Genomic DNA, 14825 nt, shown 5'->3' with positions numbered 1-14825 from the left:
GACAGGACACGGGGCGGGACAGTTTGCATGAATGATATGGAATGGTGCGAGGGCAAGACCCTCGAAGGTCCTTTCGTGGCCGGATCTCTGCCGGAAAAGGCAGAGCTGCGGTTTCCCGAGATCACCGCCGACGAGGACGAGCTTTCGGTCCTGCGGTGGCTGTTCTGGGATTACGTCAAGGACCTTCGGGGGCATCAGGCCGAGCTTGTGGCGGCAAAATCGGGGGACATCGATCCCGCCAAGCTGAAGAAGGCCATGGATACCGCGAAGACCGCCCGCGAGGCGGTCCAGCTGCTGATGGCGGAAAGGAACAAGGTTGACAAACTTCGCAGAGAGATCGCGGGCGGGGTCGCCGAAGGCTGCCTTGACCTTGACGCAGCGCGAGATGAGATCGGGCGCCGCCTGGCTTGCCTCCGCCGGGCCGGAGGAGGTTGAAGCCTTCCTTGGCGGGCTTTCGGAAAACGCCTTGGGCAGCCTTCCCTGGCTGTTCGAATTCTGGGCCTTGCCCCACCAGTTGCCCCCTGCGGGCGACTGGAAAAGCTGGGTGATCATGGGGGGGCGCGGCGCGGGGAAAACCCGCGCCGGTTCCGAATGGGTGCGGCAGATGGTCGAAGGGCCGACTGCCGATGCAGCGGGGAAATGTCATCGCGTGGCCTTGGTCGGGGAAACCTTCGATCAGGTCCGCGAGGTGATGATCTTTGGCGAAAGCGGCATCCTGGCCTGTTCGCCCCCCGATCGCCGTCCCACTTGGGAGGCCGGGCGGCGCAGGCTGGTCTGGGCCAATGGGGCAACGGCGACGGTCTATTCCGCGCATGAGCCCGAGGCGCTGCGCGGCCCGCAGTTCGACGCGGCCTGGGTCGATGAGTTGGCCAAGTGGAAGAAGGCCGAGGATGTTTGGGACATGCTGCAATTCGCGCTGCGGCTTGGCTCGCATCCGCAGCAGGTGATCACGACGACACCGCGCAACGTGGGTGTGCTGAAGCGGCTCTTGGGTAACGCCTCGACGGTTGTGACCCATGCGCCGACCGATGCGAACCGCGCCTATCTGGCCGAGAGTTTTCTGGCCGAGGTTCAAAGCCGTTATGGCGGGACGCGGTTGGGGCGGCAGGAGCTGGACGGCGTGCTGCTGGACGATATCGAAGGCGCGCTGTGGACCACCGCCATGGTGGAGGGCGCGCGGGTCGATCAGCTGCCCAAGCTGGACCGGATCGTCGTGGCGGTCGATCCTTCGGTGACGAACGGAAAGTCCAGCGACGAATGCGGGATCATCGTGGCGGGTGTGGTGGCGCAGGGCGAGCCGCGCGACTGGCGGGCCTATGTGCTGGAGGATGCGAGCGTCAGGGGCGGGCCTTCGGATTGGGCCAAAGCGGCGATTGCAGCCATGGACCGGCACGGGGCCGAGCGTCTGGTCGCCGAGGTCAACCAAGGCGGCGACATGGTGGAAAGCGTGATCCGGCAGATCGATCCCTTGGTGCCTTTCAAGGCGCTGCGGGCGTCGCGGGGCAAGGGGCTGCGGGCCGAGCCTGTGGCCGCGCTCTATGAGCAGGGGCGCATCAAGCATGCGCGGCAGGGTAGTCTGGGACCGTTGGAAAATCAGATGTGTCAGATGACGGTTCGCGGCTTTGAAGGGCGCGGCAGTCCGGACCGGCTGGATGCGATGGTCTGGGCGATGCACGAGCTGATGATTGAACCGGCAGCAAGCTGGCGGCGTCCGCAGATGCGGCGGCTTTAACGGAACGGCCGCGGGAAATCGAACGAGGAAAAGGGGGCTGACCTGCGGGTCGGCCCTTTTTCATGTCAAACGACGGAGGCGAAGATGGCGTTTCGGATGTTTTCACGGGAGGGCAAGCCCCAGACCGTGCCTGAGAGAAAGGCGAGTGCCACGGGTCGGGTCGTGGCCTTTGCCAGCGGTGCGGGGCGGACGGTCTGGTCGGCGCGCGATACGGGCAGCCTGACGCGCGGTGGGTTCGTCGGCAATCCGGTGGGCTTCCGCTCGGTCAAGCTGATCGCCGAGGCGGCGGCGGCGGTGCCGCTGATCTGCGCAAACCGTGACCAGCGGTTCGAGGTTCACCCGGTGATCGACCTGCTGCGCCGTCCCAATCCGGGGCAGGGTCGGGCCGAGTTGATGGAGGCGCTGTTCGGGCAGATGCTGCTGTCGGGCAATGGCTATCTTGAGGCCGTCGGCTTGAATGACGCCGGTCTGCCTGAAGAACTGCATGTGTTGCGGGCAGACCGGATGACGATTGTGCCCGGCGCGGATGGCTGGCCGGTGGCCTATGAATATGCGGTGGGCGGGCGCAAGCACCGGTTCGACATGACGGGCAGCCCCGATCCGATCTGCCACATCAAGAGTTTTCATCCGGTGGATGACCATTACGGTCTGTCGCCGATGCAGGCGGCGGCGGTGGCGTTCGATGTCCACAACAGCGCCTCGGCCTGGTCGAAGGCATTGCTGGACAATGCGGCGCGGCCAAGCGGGGCCATCATCTATAAGGGGATGGACGGGCAGGGCACTCTGAGCGCGGATCAATATGATCGACTGGTCGGCGAGATCGAGATGAACCACCAAGGCGCGCGCAACGCCGGTCGGCCCATGCTGCTGGAGGGTGGACTGGACTGGCGCCCGATGGGGTTCAGCCCCAGTGATATGGAGTTCCACGAAACCAAGCTGTCGGCGGCGCGCGAAATCGCCTTGGCTTTTGGCGTGCCGCCCATGCTGCTGGGGATACCTGGCGATGCGACCTATGCCAATTACGCCGAGGCGCATCGGGCGTTCTATCGCCTAACGGTGTTGCCTTTGGCGACGCGGGTGGCGGCATCGGTCGCATGGTGGCTGTCCGAGCATCTGGGCGAGGAGTTGGAACTGCGGCCCGACCCCGACCAGATCCCGGCGCTGGCCGAGGATCGCAACCAGCAGTGGGCACGGATCGCGGCGGCGGATTTCCTGACCGATGCGGAGAAGCGCAGCCTGCTGGGTCTGCCGCCCATGGATGGGGCCTGATCGGATGGAGGGCTCGCGTTTCGTCAGCGAGAGCCTCTGGCAGGATCAGCGGATCGACGCGCAGGAACGGATCATGGCGCTGCAGTTCGGGCAGGTCGAGCGCCGGCTGGAACGGATCGAGGCCATGATCGAGGGGCTGGAGCGGCGGTTGTGGATGACCGTCTATGGCGTCGTTGCCGTGATCCTGACGCAGGCCGTTCAGGGGATTTTGGATTATGCACCAAGAGGAGGCTGAAGGATGGTTCCAGGGCTGGAAGTGAAATTCGCGGGCGGTGCGCCCGTGCTGTCCGACGGACAGGTGATCGAAGGCTATGCCAGCCTGTTCGGCCTGACCGATCAGGGTGGTGATGCGGTCGCGAAGGGGGCGTTCTCGGCGTCACTGGCGCGGCTGGCAGGCAAAGGCGACAAGGTGCGGATGCTGTGGCAGCACGATCCCACCCGTCCCATCGGTGTCTGGGACGAGATCCGCGAAGACGATGCGGGTTTGTGGGTCAAAGGCCGGTTGCTGCCCGAGGTGGCGCAGGCGCGCGAGGCGGCTGCACTGATCCAGGCGGGCGCGATCGACGGGCTGTCGATCGGCTATCGCACCATCCGCGCCGAGCGCAACCAGAAGGGCGCCCGCGTCCTGACCGAGGTCGAGCTGTGGGAGGTGTCCTTGGTGACCTTCCCGATGCTGCCCGAGGCGAAGGTCGGCCGCAAGGACGCCGACGACCTGCGCGAGGTCGCAGCCCTTTTCACAGCCGCCGCCGACGCGCTGCGCGGCTGACAGGTTTCTGGGATGCGCGTCTGACGCGCCTCCCGTTCAGGTTCGGACCCTGCCCCAAGCGGCCCGGTCCGGCAAAAGGGGCGGCCGCGCCCTGATCATCATGACGAGGAGAAGACCATGACCGAGGTGAAAGCCGCGGGCGGCGGCGACATGCCTGCCGATCTGCGCGGGGCCATGATGGGGTTCGTCGATGAACTCAAGGGCTTTCGTGAAGACATCCAGACCAAACTCAATGCACAGGAACACCGTATGACCATGATCGATCGCAAAACTGCCCTGCGTGGCCGCGCCCCCCTTTCGGCAACCGCCGAGGTCGAGGTGCCCCATCAAAAGGCGTTCAACGCATATCTGCGCAGCGGTGACGATGACGGCCTGCGCGGTCTGGCCATCGAGGAAAAGGGCCTGACGGTCGCCAGCGACGGCAGTTTCCTGGCCGCGCCCACGGTGGCGGCATCGGTTCAGCAGGTTCTGCTGGGCGGTTCCTCAATGCGCCGTCTGGCCAATGTCGTGACCATCGAGAGCGCCGCCTATGAGGTGCTGGTCAACAAGGGCGACATGGGTGCCGGTTGGGCCACGGAAGCGGCCGCCGTCGAAGGTGCGGCTGGCGGGATCGAGCGGATTTCCATTCCGGTGCATGAACTTTCAGCCATGCCCAAGGCCAGCCAGCGTCTGCTGGATGATGCGGCCTTCGACGTCGAGGGCTGGCTGGCCGAGCGTATCGCCGACAAGTTCGCACGTTCCGAGGCCGCGGCCTTTGTCAGCGGCGATGGCGTTGACAAGCCCAAGGGGTTCCTGTCCTATCCGACCACGCTGAATGCGGCGGCGGGTGATAACCAGATCGGCACCGTGCTGACCGGCAAGGCGGGCGATTTCGCCGCCACCAATCAGGCTGACTGCCTGATCGACCTGATCTATGGCCTGGGCGCGAAATATCGTGCGAATGCATCCTTCGTGATGAATTCCAAGACGGCGGCCCGCATCCGCAAGATGAAGGACGCCGACGGTCGCTTCCTGTGGAGCGATGCGCTGAGCGTCGGTCAGGTGCCGCAGCTGTTGGGCTATCCGGTGCTGATCAGCGAGGACATGCCCGATATCGCCGCGAACTCGAAATCGGTGGCCTTCGGCGATTTCCACGCGGCCTATACCATCGTCGAACGTCCCGACCTGCGCGTGCTGCGCGATCCCTTCAGCGCCAAGCCGCATGTCCTGTTCTATGCCACCAAGCGTGTCGGCGGCGGCGTGACCGATTTCCGCGCTGTCAAGCTGCTGCAGTTCACCTGATCCCCTTGGGGAACAGGTGAGGGGAGAGGGGCGCGCGCGTCGCCGGTCATACCGGTGAAGCAACTGTCCGCGCGTGCTGATGGCCGGTGTTCGGGCGCGTCCCTTTTCTTTCGTGAACCTTTGAAGACGGATCATCCCCCGGCCTGGGGGATGTGTCCTGGTGGAGATGTGCGGACGGCAGGACAGGAGGTTCGCAAGATGATGCTGATAGAGGAAACGGCGCCAGCGGCAGAGGCATTGCCCGTCGCGGCGCTGCGCGGCCATTTGCGGTTGGCCTCGGGCTTTGAAGGGCCTGACGATGCTGCGGAAACGGCAGCGCTGACCGGGTTTCTGCGCGCGGCGATTGCAACGATCGAAGCGAGGACAGGTAAGGTGCTGCTGAAGCGGCGCTTCCGGATGCAGCTGGACGACTGGCGCGACAGGCTGGGGCAATCGCTGCCGCTGGCGCCGGTGCATTCGGTCGAGAAGATCGAGATCGACGATGGCAACGGCACGATCACATCGCTTGCCCCCGAGGGCTGGCGGCTGGTGCCGGACAGCCAGCGGCCGGTCGTGCTGCCTACGGGTGTGGTGCTGCCGCATGTGCCGCGCCGGGGCAGCGTGACGGTCAGCTTCGTCGCAGGTTTCGGCGACAGCTGGGCGCAGGTGCCCGCCGATCTGGCGCAGGCGGTGATCCTGCTGGCGGCGCGATATTACGATGACCGCAGCCAGGACGGCTTGCGCCAGGCGCTGCCATTCGGTGTCAGCGCGCTGATCGAGAAATGGCGCGCGGTCAGGACATTGGCCGGACGCGGCAACCAGGGGTGGCGCTGATGGCCGAGCCGAACCTGACGACGCAACTGGCGCTTGAACAGCCTGATCGTGTTGCCGACGGCTTGGGCGGTTATGCCACGACATGGCGGCGGCTTGGTTTGCTGTGGGCACAGATGGACGCAAGCTCGGGGCGCGAAGACGGCGCGATCAGTGCTGTGCGGTGGCGCATCACCGTTCGGGCAGCCCCGGTCGGCGACACGCGGCGGCCCAAGGCAGGGCAGCGTTTTCGCATGGGCGACCGCCTGTTCCTGATCGAGGCCGTGGCCGAGCGCGACCCATTAGGGGCCTTTCTGACCTGTCATGCCCGAGAGGAGAATCCCACATGAGTTACGGAGCAGGCGTCGCCCTTCAGGCGGCAGTCTATCAACACCTGCGTGCCTACCCGGCATTGGCCGATCTGGTAGGCGACGCAATTTTCGACGCCATGCCGGTCGAGGCACCAAGCGGGGTGCATGTCTCGCTTGGGTCCGAGGATGTGCGGGACCTTAGCGATGCGACGGCACGTGGGTCGCGACATGATTTCATCATCTCGGTGATGTCGGGCAGCGATGGCGCGGGGTTCGGGGCAGTCAAGGCTGCGGCCGTGGCCGTGGCCGATGCGCTCGAGGATGTTCCGCTGCAGCTGTCGCGTGGGCAGCTGGCGGGTTTGCAGTTTCTGCGCGCTTCGGCGCGTCGGTTGAAAAACGGTGCCGCCCGTCAGGTCGATCTGACCTTCCGCGCGCGCATCGATCAGATCTGAGGAGACAGGATCATGGCAGTACAGAATGGACGCGACCTTCTGATCAAGATGGATATGCTGGGCGATGGATCGTTCGAGACGGTGGCGGGCCTTCGCGCCACGCGCCTGTCGTTCAACGCCGAAACCATCGACGTGACCAGCATGGAAAGCGAAGGCGGCTGGCGCGAGCTGTTGGGCGGAGCGGGCGTTCGCAGCGCCTCGGTTTCGGGGTCGGGGGTCTTCCGTGACGAGGCCAGCGACGGTCGTGCACGGCAGGTCTTCTTCGACGGTGAACTGCCGCAGTTCCAGATCGTCATTCCCGATTTTGGCCAGGTGTCCGGGCCTTTCCAGATCACATCGCTGGACTACGCGGGCACCCATGACGGCGAAGCGACCTATGAGATCTCGATGGCGTCGGCGGGCGTGCTGCTGTTCGAGGCGATGTGATGGCCAATCCCATGAGAGGAGAGGTCGCCGTCGTCCTGGACGGGCAGACGCATGTCGCGAGGCTGACCCTTGGCGCATTGGCATTGCTGGAAGCGCAACTGGCCGAAGACAGCTTGGCCGATCTGGTCCGGCGTTTGGAGGAGGGGCGTTTCGCTAGTGGTGATATCGTTGCCGTTCTGGTGGCGGGGCTGCAGGGCGGCGGCTGGCAAGGGACCGCGGATGATCTGCTGGATCAGCAGATCGAGGGTGGGCCGCTGGCGGGCGCCCGCGCCGCCGCGCAGCTGATCGCGCTGGCATTCCGGGACGTCGCATGACGGCCGGTTCGACGCTGGATTGGCCGGGCCTGATGCGGGCTGGAATGCGTGATCTGCGGCTGATGCCCGACCAGTTCTGGCAACTGACGCCCTCCGAGCTGGCGCTGATGCTGGGCGTCGAACCGGCACCTGCCCGCATGACACGTGATCGCTTGGCAGATCTGTTGACGAAATTTCCCGACATGCCCGTGCAGAGGGACGTGTCGGCGCAACCGGATGGGGTGTCGGATGGCGCTGAATGACGACGTGGGGTCCTCGTTGGACCTGCTGGAGGAGGATCTGGGCCGAAACGCCCAGATGACCAGCGAATTCGAAAAGGAACTTGGCCGATTGCGCCAGTCGATGCTGTTCACCTCACGCGAGGTGACGACGCTGTCGTCCGGGCTGGAGCGTGGATTGGGGCGCGCCATCGACGGATTGGTACTGGATGGCGGCAAGTTGTCGGATGCGCTGAAGTCCATCGGGCAATCGCTGGCAGATACGGTCTATTCCATTGCGATGAAGCCGGTGGAAAGCGCGCTGGCAGGTTCATTGGCCGGGGGGATGGCCTCGGTCTTGGGTGGCGGCAGTTTCGGGCAGGCCATGACGCCTTTTGCCAAGGGCGGTGCGTTCTCCCAAGGCCGCAGCACGGCGGTCGGCGGCATCGCCAGCGGTCCCACGGCCTTTCCGATGCGTGGCGGAACCGGCTTGATGGGTGAGGCGGGCCCCGAGGCCATCATGCCGCTGCAGCGCGGTGCCGATGGCAAGCTGGGCGTTGCGGCGGCGGGTGGCGGCGGGGCGGTGAACATGACGTTCAACATCCAGACACCGGACGTCGCGGGCTTTCAGCGCAGCCAGTCGCAGATCGCCGCCCAGATGTCGCGCGTGCTTGCACGCGGCGACCGCAACAGCTGAAACGAGGTAGGAACATGGCATTCCATGAGGTGAGATTTCCCGCAGGCCTGTCGTTCGGCGCCATCGGGGGGCCCGAGCGGCGGACCGAGATCGTTTCGATGGCCAACGGGTTCGAGCAACGCAACACGCCCTGGGCACACGCCCGCCGCCGTTTTGACGCCGGTATGGGGCTGCGTTCGCTGGACGATCTGAGCGCTGTCATCGCATTTTTCGAGGCTCGGGCTGGTCAGCTGCATGGGTTCCGCTGGAAGGACTGGTCGGATCACAAAAGCTGCCTTCCCTCGGTTGCGCCGATCTTCAGCGATCAGGTGATCGGGACGGGCGACGGCCAGACCCGCAGGTTCCAGCTGACCAAGGGCTATCGTTCGGGTGGGACCGTCTATCATCGGCCGATCACCAAGCCGGTGCTGAACACCGTACGCGCCGGGATCGGGGGTGCTGAGGTCTTCGTCGGCACCAACTATCAGGTGGATCATGCGACGGGCATCATCATCTTCGATGAAGCGCCTGAAACGGGGGCCGAGGTCTCGGCCGGGTACGAATTCGACGTTCCGGTGCGCTTTGATACGGATCGTATCGCGGTGTCGGTCGCTTCGTTCCAGGCGGGACAGGTCCCGGATATTCCTGTCATCGAGGTGCGGCTATGACGACAACGACAATCGCGCGGGCCTGGTCGGTCCGGCGCAGTGACGGCCTGACCCTTGGCTTTACCGATCACGACACGTCGCTGTCCTTCGGCGGCACCACCTATCGGCCTGATGTAGGTCTGACGGCGCAGGCAATTGCGCAAGCGACCGGCCTTGGGGTGGACAATACCGAAGTTTCCGGCGCTTTGGACGATGACGCCATCACCGAACGCGACCTGATGGCCGGTCGTTGGGACGATGCAGAGCTGAAGATGTGGAACATCGATTGGTCCGACGTGTCGCGGCGGGACCTGGTCTTCAGCGGAACATTGGGTGAAGTGACGCGCGCCAATGGAGCCTTCCGCGCCGAATTGCGCGGATTGTCCGACCGGCTGAATGCGCCGCAAGGCCGGGTCTATCATCCGCGTTGCGCGGCGCGACTGGGGGACGGTGCCTGCAGGGTGAACCTGGACAGCGAGGTTCTGTCCACGCAGCCCTTGGTGCAACACGTGCAGGATGGGCGCGTCTTCACCTTTGCCACTTTCCCACGCTTTGCCGGCGACTGGTTTGAACAGGGACAGCTGCTGGTCGTCGACGGCGATGCCGAGGGCCTTCGCGCCGTCATCAAGAATGATACCGCCCATGAAGACGGCAGTCGCACGATCGAATTGTGGGCAGCGCTGCCCATTCCGCCGGTTCCGGGCAACCGGGTGAAGCTGACCGCAGGATGCGACAAGGCGGCCATGACATGCCGGCTGAAGTTCGACAATTTCCTGAACTTCCGGGGCTTTCCGCATCTGCCGCCCGAAGATTGGCTGATGGCCCCGCAGACAGGGTCACGTCGTGGGTGAGGCAGTGGTGAATGCGGCGCGCGAATGGCTGGGGACGCCCTATGTTCATCAGGCCAGCGTCATGGGGTGCGGCGCAGACTGCCTTGGCTTGATCCGGGGTGTCTGGCGTCAGATCCACGGGGCCGAACCCGAGGTGACACCCGCCTATACCGCGGACTGGGCAGAATGCGGAGGGACCGAAGTTTTGCAGGACGCCGCAATGCGTCATCTGCTGCCCGTCCTCGATCGTGACGACTGGCAGATCGGTCAGGTGCTGCTGTTTCGCATGCGGCAAGGCGCGATTGCCAAGCACCTTGGCATCCTGTCGCAGGCCGGTGCCGAGGCGCGCTTTCTGCACGCCTATACCTATCATGGGGTCATCGAAAGCCCGCTGACGCGACCTTGGAGGTCACGCGTCGTCGCGCGGTTCCGCTTTCCCTGACCTATTCCAACAAAGGAGGCCCTTATGGCCACGATTGTCCTGTCAGCGGTGGGTGCATCGCTTGGCGCGGGGTTTGGCGGAGCCGTGCTTGGCCTGTCGGGCGCAGTTCTGGGCCGTGCGGCCGGCGCCATTGCAGGCCGCGTTATTGATCAGCGCCTGCTGGGCGGAGGTGCCAAGGCGGTCGAAACGGGTCGCATCGACCGTCTGCGTATCCAGACCGCCGGCGAGGGCATCGCCATCCCGCGTGTCTGGGGCCAGATGCGGTTGCCGGGGCATGTGATCTGGGCCTCGCCCATGGAGGAGATGACGCGGTCGGAAAGCGGTGGCGGCAAGGGTGCACCCAAGCCTCAGGTCACGCAGATCAGCTATCGCCTGTCTCTGGCGTTGGCACTGTGCGAAGGTCGCATCCTGAGCGTCGGTCGTGTCTGGGCCGATGGTGAAGAAATCGCCGCAGAAGATCTGAACATGCGTGTCTATCGCGGCGGCGAGGGGCAGATGCCCGATCCGGTCATCGCGGCACATGAAGGCGAGGGCGCCCCGGCCTATCGCGGAGTGGCCTATGTCGTGCTGGAGAACCTATCGCTGGAACGCTGGGGCAACCGCATGCCGCAGCTGAGCTTCGAGGTGACATGCCCGGCCCGTGACGGATCGGGGTTGTGCCACGATGTCCGGGCCGTGGCCCTGATCCCGGGGACGGGTGAATATTCGCTGGCGACGACCCCTGTCACGACCGGCGAGGATCTGGGCGAAAGCCGCAGTTTCAACGTGAACACGCCCATGGGCGGGACCGATTTCTCGGCCTCGCTAGATGTCCTGGGTCGTGAGCTGCCGAATGTGGGCTCGGTTTCCATGGTGGTTTCCTGGTTCGGCAGCGATCTGCGGATCGGCGAGTGCGAGGTCCGGCCGAAGGTCGAATTCAAGGAGGTCGATGGCGACGAAATGCCTTGGCACGCCGGGGGGATCAGCCGTGCGACCGCCGAGGAGGTGGCGCGCAAGGACGGGCGCCCCATCTATGGCGGAACGCCTGCCGATAAATCGGTGATCGAGGGGCTGCGCGCGCTGTCTGCTTCGGGGCGCAAGGCGATCTTCTATCCGTTCATCCTGATGGAGCAGCTTGCCGGAAACGGGTTGCCCGACCCTTATGGCGGGGATGAGCAGCCCGTGATGCCGTGGCGTGGCCGCATCACGACCGATATCGCGCCGGGGCGGTCCGGCACGCAGGATCTGACGCAGGCCGCCGTCGATCAGGTGGTAAATTTCTTTGGCACGGCGGGACCTGACGATTTTCGCCACTTTGGGGAGGCTGTGATCTATTCAGGGCCCGAGGAATGGTCCTATCGCCGCTTCATCCTGCATTATGCCCATCTTTGCGCCATCGCAGGCAACACCGATGCTTTCCTGATCGGGTCCGAGATGGTCGCCATGACCCGCATCCGTGGGCCGCAGAACAGCTATCCTGCAGTTGAAGCATTGCGGAAGCTGGCGGCAGATGTCCGTGCGATTCTGGGGCCGGATGTCAAGATCGGCTATGCCTCGGATTGGTCGGAATATTTCGGCCATCACACGGGCGAGGGAGAGCTGTTCTTCCATCTCGATCCGCTGTGGGCCGATCCGAACATCGATTTCATCGGCATCGACAACTACATGCCGTTGTCGGACTGGCGCGACGGGGATGATCATCTGGACGCGCATTGGGGCCGGATCGACAATATCGACTATCTGAAGTCGAATGTTGCCGGGGGCGAAGGCTATGACTGGTATTACGCCAGTGATGCCGACCGCGATGCCCAGATCCGTAAGCCGATCACCGACGGGACCTATGACGAGCCTTGGGTCTGGCGCTACAAGGATCTGGCAGGCTGGTGGCAGAACCTGCACTACAACCGGCCGCAGGGTGTGCGGCAGAAGCAGGCGACGGCATGGGTGCCGGGGTCCAAACCGATCTGGTTCACGGAACTTGGCTGCGCGGCGCTGGACAAGGCGACCAATCAGCCGAACAAGTTTCTGGATGCCATGAGTTCCGAAAGCATGCTGCCGTATTATTCGAACGGTGTTCGCAATGATGCGATACAGGCGGCCTATGTCGAGGCCTCGATGGCTTTCTGGAACGATGCCGCCAACAACCCCCGCAATGGCGATGGCATGGCCATGCTTGACACTGATCGCGCACATGTCTGGTGCTGGGACGCACGGCCCTATCCGGCTTTTCCGGGGCGTGACGACCTGTGGTCGGACGGTCCGGCCTGGGATCGCGGCCATTGGCTGAACGGTCGCGCGGGGGCGGTTACCTTGCGTGCCGTCGTCGGCGACCTCTGCCGGATGGCGGGGGTCACGGATTTCGACGTCAGCGCGATATCGGGCGTGGTGCGCGGCTATGCCTTGCAAGGCAGTAAATCCGCACGCGCCGCCTTGCAGCCGTTGATGCTGGCCCATGGCTTCGATGCGGTCGAGCGTGATGGGCAGATCAGGTTCATGGCGCGTGACGGTCTGATCAAGGCCCAGATCGGTGCCGATGATCTTGCCATCGCTGGCGAAGTCACCGGTTTTGAAACAACGCGACTGGCCGACAGTGCCATGACCGGGCGCATCCGGCTGAGCCATGTGGCGGCCGGAGGCGATTACGCAGTGGCGACGGCGGAATCCGCATTGTCGGACGATGCCCGTCAGGCGGTGTCCGACAGTGAATTCGCCATGGCCCTGACCCGACCCGAGGGTCGCGCCATCGCGGACCGTTGGATCGCCGAGGCCGAAGTGGCACGCGACACCGCGCGCTTTGCGTTGGCGCCGTCCATGTCGGCACTGGGGACGGGCGACGTGATCCTGTCCCGCATGCCGGGGCAAGAGCCGCAACGCTGGCGGATCGACCGCATCGAACGGGCAGGGGCGATCACGGTGGATGCCGTGCGCATCGACCCCGGCCTTTATACGCCGCAGCTAAGCTATCAGGAACAGGGGGGCATAGGGCGGTATTCGCCGCCGACGCCGGTTCATCCGGTCTTTCTGGATCTGCCATTGCTGCGCGGGGATGAGGTGCCCTATGCGCCCCATCTGGCCGTGGCGGCCTATCCTTGGCCCGGCACGGTCGCAGCCTATTCCTCGGTCGATGACGAGGGTGGGTTCGACACCAACCTGCTGCTGGATCGTCGTGCCATGATCGGACGGACACTGACGCCGCTGGTGCGGGCGCGTCCCGGCATCATCGATCGCGGTGCGCCCCTGCAATTGCGGCTGACCAATGACCCGCTGAAGTCGGTGACCGAACGGGCATTGTTGTCGGGGGCGAATGCACTGGCGATCGGCGACGGTTCCATCGACGGCTGGGAGGTGATCCAGTTCGCCAAGGCCGAGCTGATCGCGCCGAATGTCTGGCAGATCAGCAACCGTCTGCGCGGTCAGGCGGGCACAGATGCGATCATGCCCGACGTCTGGCCCAAGGGCAGTCTGGTGGTCCTGCTGGACGGGGCGCCCAAGCAGGTTGACCTGCCACCTTCGGCGCGCGGTCAGGAACGGTTCTGGCGGATCGGTCCCGCGCTGCGCAGCGTCGATGACGCAAGCTATCGCAGCCGCCGGACGGTGGCACCCGGGGTGGGGCTGCGGCCCTATTCCCCATGTCATCTGCGGCTGGAAGGGCGACAGCTGTCATGGGTACGTCGCGGAAGGATCGAGAGCGATGGCTGGGACGGTGTCGACATCCCCCTGGGCGAGGATGCCGAAAGCTATCTGGTGCAGCTTGAACAGGGAGGTCGGACGGTTCTGGAGACACAGACAGACAGTCCCCAGCTGACGTTGCCGGATCTGGTGTGGGTTCAGATCAAGCCCGGTCAGCTGACGGTCCGGGTCTGTCAAATGTCGCGCACCTTCGGTCGCGGCCCATTCGCAAGGAGAGATTTCGATGTCCAATGAAACCACGCGTTTGCAGATGTCCCTGCTGCAACCGGCACAGGCGCAAAAGCATGTCACCGTCAACGAAGCACTGATGCGCCTTGACGGTATGGTGAACATGGTTCTGCAAAGCACCTCGGTCGCGACTCCGCCAGAGGTCGCCATCGACGGTCAGTGTTGGGCCGTCCCCGCGCAGCCCCAAGGTAATTGGGCGGGGCATGCGGGACAGGTGGCAATCGCCTCGAACGAGGGGTGGGTTTATGTCGCCGCGGCACGTGGGATGCAGGCTTTTGTCGCGGATCGGGGCGTTGTCGCGATCTGCGACGGGACGGTCTGGGTCGCGGGGGCGCAGAACTTGGGTGCGTTCGGTTCTGGGTTGGTCGCCGGACTGGCCGAGGCCGAGGTCGATCTGATCCCGGGTGCCCAGGTGGTGACGGATGTTTTCATTCCGTCGGGCGCGATGGTCATCGGTGCCGTTGCACGCGTGGTTCAGCCGATCACCGGCAATCTGTCCAGTTGGCGCATCGGCACGAATGGCGCGACCAACCGCTTTGGTCAGGGGCTTGGCAAAGACGAAGGCTCATGGGCACGGGGAATGCTGGGCAGCCCGATGACCTATTACCAGCCCGAGCCGCTGCTGCTTTCGGCCGAGGGTGGTGATTTTACCGGTGGCCGCATCAGATTGGCCGTTCATTGGTGGGAACTGCGCCTGCCCGTGTGACGCCTTGGGCCCGCCCGGCTTTTCCCTGTCGCAAATCTGGTTTATGACTGGATGACAAGAGATCTGGCGGGCCCGATATGAACATGCTGC

18 protein-coding genes are annotated in these 14825 nt (G+C 64.6%); all 18 read left to right on the top strand.

Translation table 11 applies throughout. From position 1 onward, the window contains the following. Positions 1-27 precede the first annotated feature (27 nt). The 18 genes from SJY40_RS07605 to SJY40_RS07520 all read left to right on the top strand — a co-directional run bounded on the left by SJY40_RS07605 (position 28) and on the right by SJY40_RS07520 (position 14735). Positions 28-435: a permease gene (locus SJY40_RS07605; protein ID WP_378944582.1), complete on the top strand. Its 408-nt coding sequence runs from the start codon at positions 28-30 to the stop codon at positions 433-435. After that, positions 386-1732 (top strand): DNA-packaging protein, encoded by a 1347-nt coding sequence (locus tag SJY40_RS07600; RefSeq protein WP_378944579.1) that lies wholly within the window; start codon positions 386-388, stop codon positions 1730-1732. The genes SJY40_RS07605 and SJY40_RS07600 overlap by 50 nt, the downstream gene beginning before the upstream one ends. 84 nt (positions 1733-1816) lie before the next feature. Beyond that, positions 1817-3001, top strand: coding sequence for a phage portal protein (locus tag SJY40_RS07595; RefSeq protein WP_378944576.1), 1185 nt, complete (start codon positions 1817-1819; stop codon positions 2999-3001). 4 nt (positions 3002-3005) lie between these two features. Then, positions 3006-3236 carry a hypothetical protein gene (locus tag SJY40_RS07590; protein ID WP_378944573.1) on the top strand — a complete coding sequence of 77 codons (231 nt, stop codon included), beginning with the start codon at positions 3006-3008 and terminating at the stop codon, positions 3234-3236. A gap of 3 nt (positions 3237-3239) precedes the next feature. Beyond that, positions 3240-3767, top strand: a complete 528-nt coding sequence (locus SJY40_RS07585) for an HK97 family phage prohead protease (protein WP_378944570.1) — start codon at positions 3240-3242, stop codon at positions 3765-3767. A gap of 117 nt (positions 3768-3884) precedes the next feature. Next, positions 3885-5048 carry a phage major capsid protein gene (locus SJY40_RS07580; RefSeq protein WP_378944567.1) on the top strand — a complete coding sequence of 388 codons (1164 nt, stop codon included), beginning with the start codon at positions 3885-3887 and terminating at the stop codon, positions 5046-5048. Positions 5049-5246: 198 nt separating this feature from the next. Then, positions 5247-5861, top strand: a complete 615-nt coding sequence (locus SJY40_RS07575; protein ID WP_378944564.1) for a hypothetical protein — start codon at positions 5247-5249, stop codon at positions 5859-5861. Next, complete coding sequence (locus SJY40_RS07570; protein WP_378944562.1) at positions 5861-6187, top strand: head-tail adaptor protein; 327 nt, start codon at positions 5861-5863, stop codon at positions 6185-6187. The genes SJY40_RS07575 and SJY40_RS07570 overlap by 1 nt, the downstream gene beginning before the upstream one ends. Then, on the top strand, positions 6184-6600 hold the full coding sequence (locus SJY40_RS07565) for a DUF3168 domain-containing protein (RefSeq protein WP_378944560.1): 417 nt from the start codon (positions 6184-6186) through the stop codon (positions 6598-6600). The genes SJY40_RS07570 and SJY40_RS07565 overlap by 4 nt, the downstream gene beginning before the upstream one ends. 12 nt (positions 6601-6612) lie before the next feature. Next, complete coding sequence (locus SJY40_RS07560) at positions 6613-7026, top strand: phage major tail protein, TP901-1 family (RefSeq protein ID WP_378944557.1); 414 nt, start codon at positions 6613-6615, stop codon at positions 7024-7026. Continuing rightward, positions 7026-7340 (top strand): gene transfer agent family protein, encoded by a 315-nt coding sequence (locus tag SJY40_RS07555; protein WP_378944554.1) that lies wholly within the window; start codon positions 7026-7028, stop codon positions 7338-7340. The genes SJY40_RS07560 and SJY40_RS07555 overlap by 1 nt, the downstream gene beginning before the upstream one ends. Then, positions 7337-7582, top strand: a complete 246-nt coding sequence (locus SJY40_RS07550) for a rcc01693 family protein (protein ID WP_378944551.1) — start codon at positions 7337-7339, stop codon at positions 7580-7582. The genes SJY40_RS07555 and SJY40_RS07550 overlap by 4 nt, the downstream gene beginning before the upstream one ends. Beyond that, entirely contained in the window at positions 7569-8234 is a 666-nt protein-coding gene (locus tag SJY40_RS07545; protein ID WP_378944542.1) for a phage tail tape measure protein, read from the top strand. The genes SJY40_RS07550 and SJY40_RS07545 overlap by 14 nt, the downstream gene beginning before the upstream one ends. A 14-nt stretch (positions 8235-8248) precedes the next feature. Further along, complete coding sequence (locus SJY40_RS07540; RefSeq protein WP_378944540.1) at positions 8249-8881, top strand: TIGR02217 family protein; 633 nt, start codon at positions 8249-8251, stop codon at positions 8879-8881. Beyond that, positions 8878-9711 (top strand): DUF2163 domain-containing protein, encoded by an 834-nt coding sequence (locus SJY40_RS07535; protein ID WP_378944537.1) that lies wholly within the window; start codon positions 8878-8880, stop codon positions 9709-9711. The genes SJY40_RS07540 and SJY40_RS07535 overlap by 4 nt, the downstream gene beginning before the upstream one ends. After that, positions 9704-10132, top strand: coding sequence for an NlpC/P60 family protein (locus SJY40_RS07530; RefSeq protein ID WP_378944534.1), 429 nt, complete (start codon positions 9704-9706; stop codon positions 10130-10132). The genes SJY40_RS07535 and SJY40_RS07530 overlap by 8 nt, the downstream gene beginning before the upstream one ends. A gap of 24 nt (positions 10133-10156) precedes the next feature. Beyond that, on the top strand, positions 10157-14035 hold the full coding sequence (locus SJY40_RS07525) for a glycoside hydrolase TIM-barrel-like domain-containing protein (protein WP_378944531.1): 3879 nt from the start codon (positions 10157-10159) through the stop codon (positions 14033-14035). Then, the gene (locus SJY40_RS07520) at positions 14025-14735 is read left to right on the top strand and encodes a DUF2793 domain-containing protein (protein WP_378944529.1); all 711 of its coding nucleotides are present in this window, start codon (positions 14025-14027) and stop codon (positions 14733-14735) included. Before SJY40_RS07525 ends, SJY40_RS07520 begins: the two co-directional genes overlap by 11 nt. Positions 14736-14825: the final 90 nt, after the last annotated feature.

It is taken from the genome of Paracoccus sp. R86501 (assembly GCF_042466435.1).
Lineage (GTDB): Bacteria > Pseudomonadota > Alphaproteobacteria > Rhodobacterales > Rhodobacteraceae > Paracoccus.
This window is presented reverse-complemented; position numbering and strand designations above follow the sequence as displayed.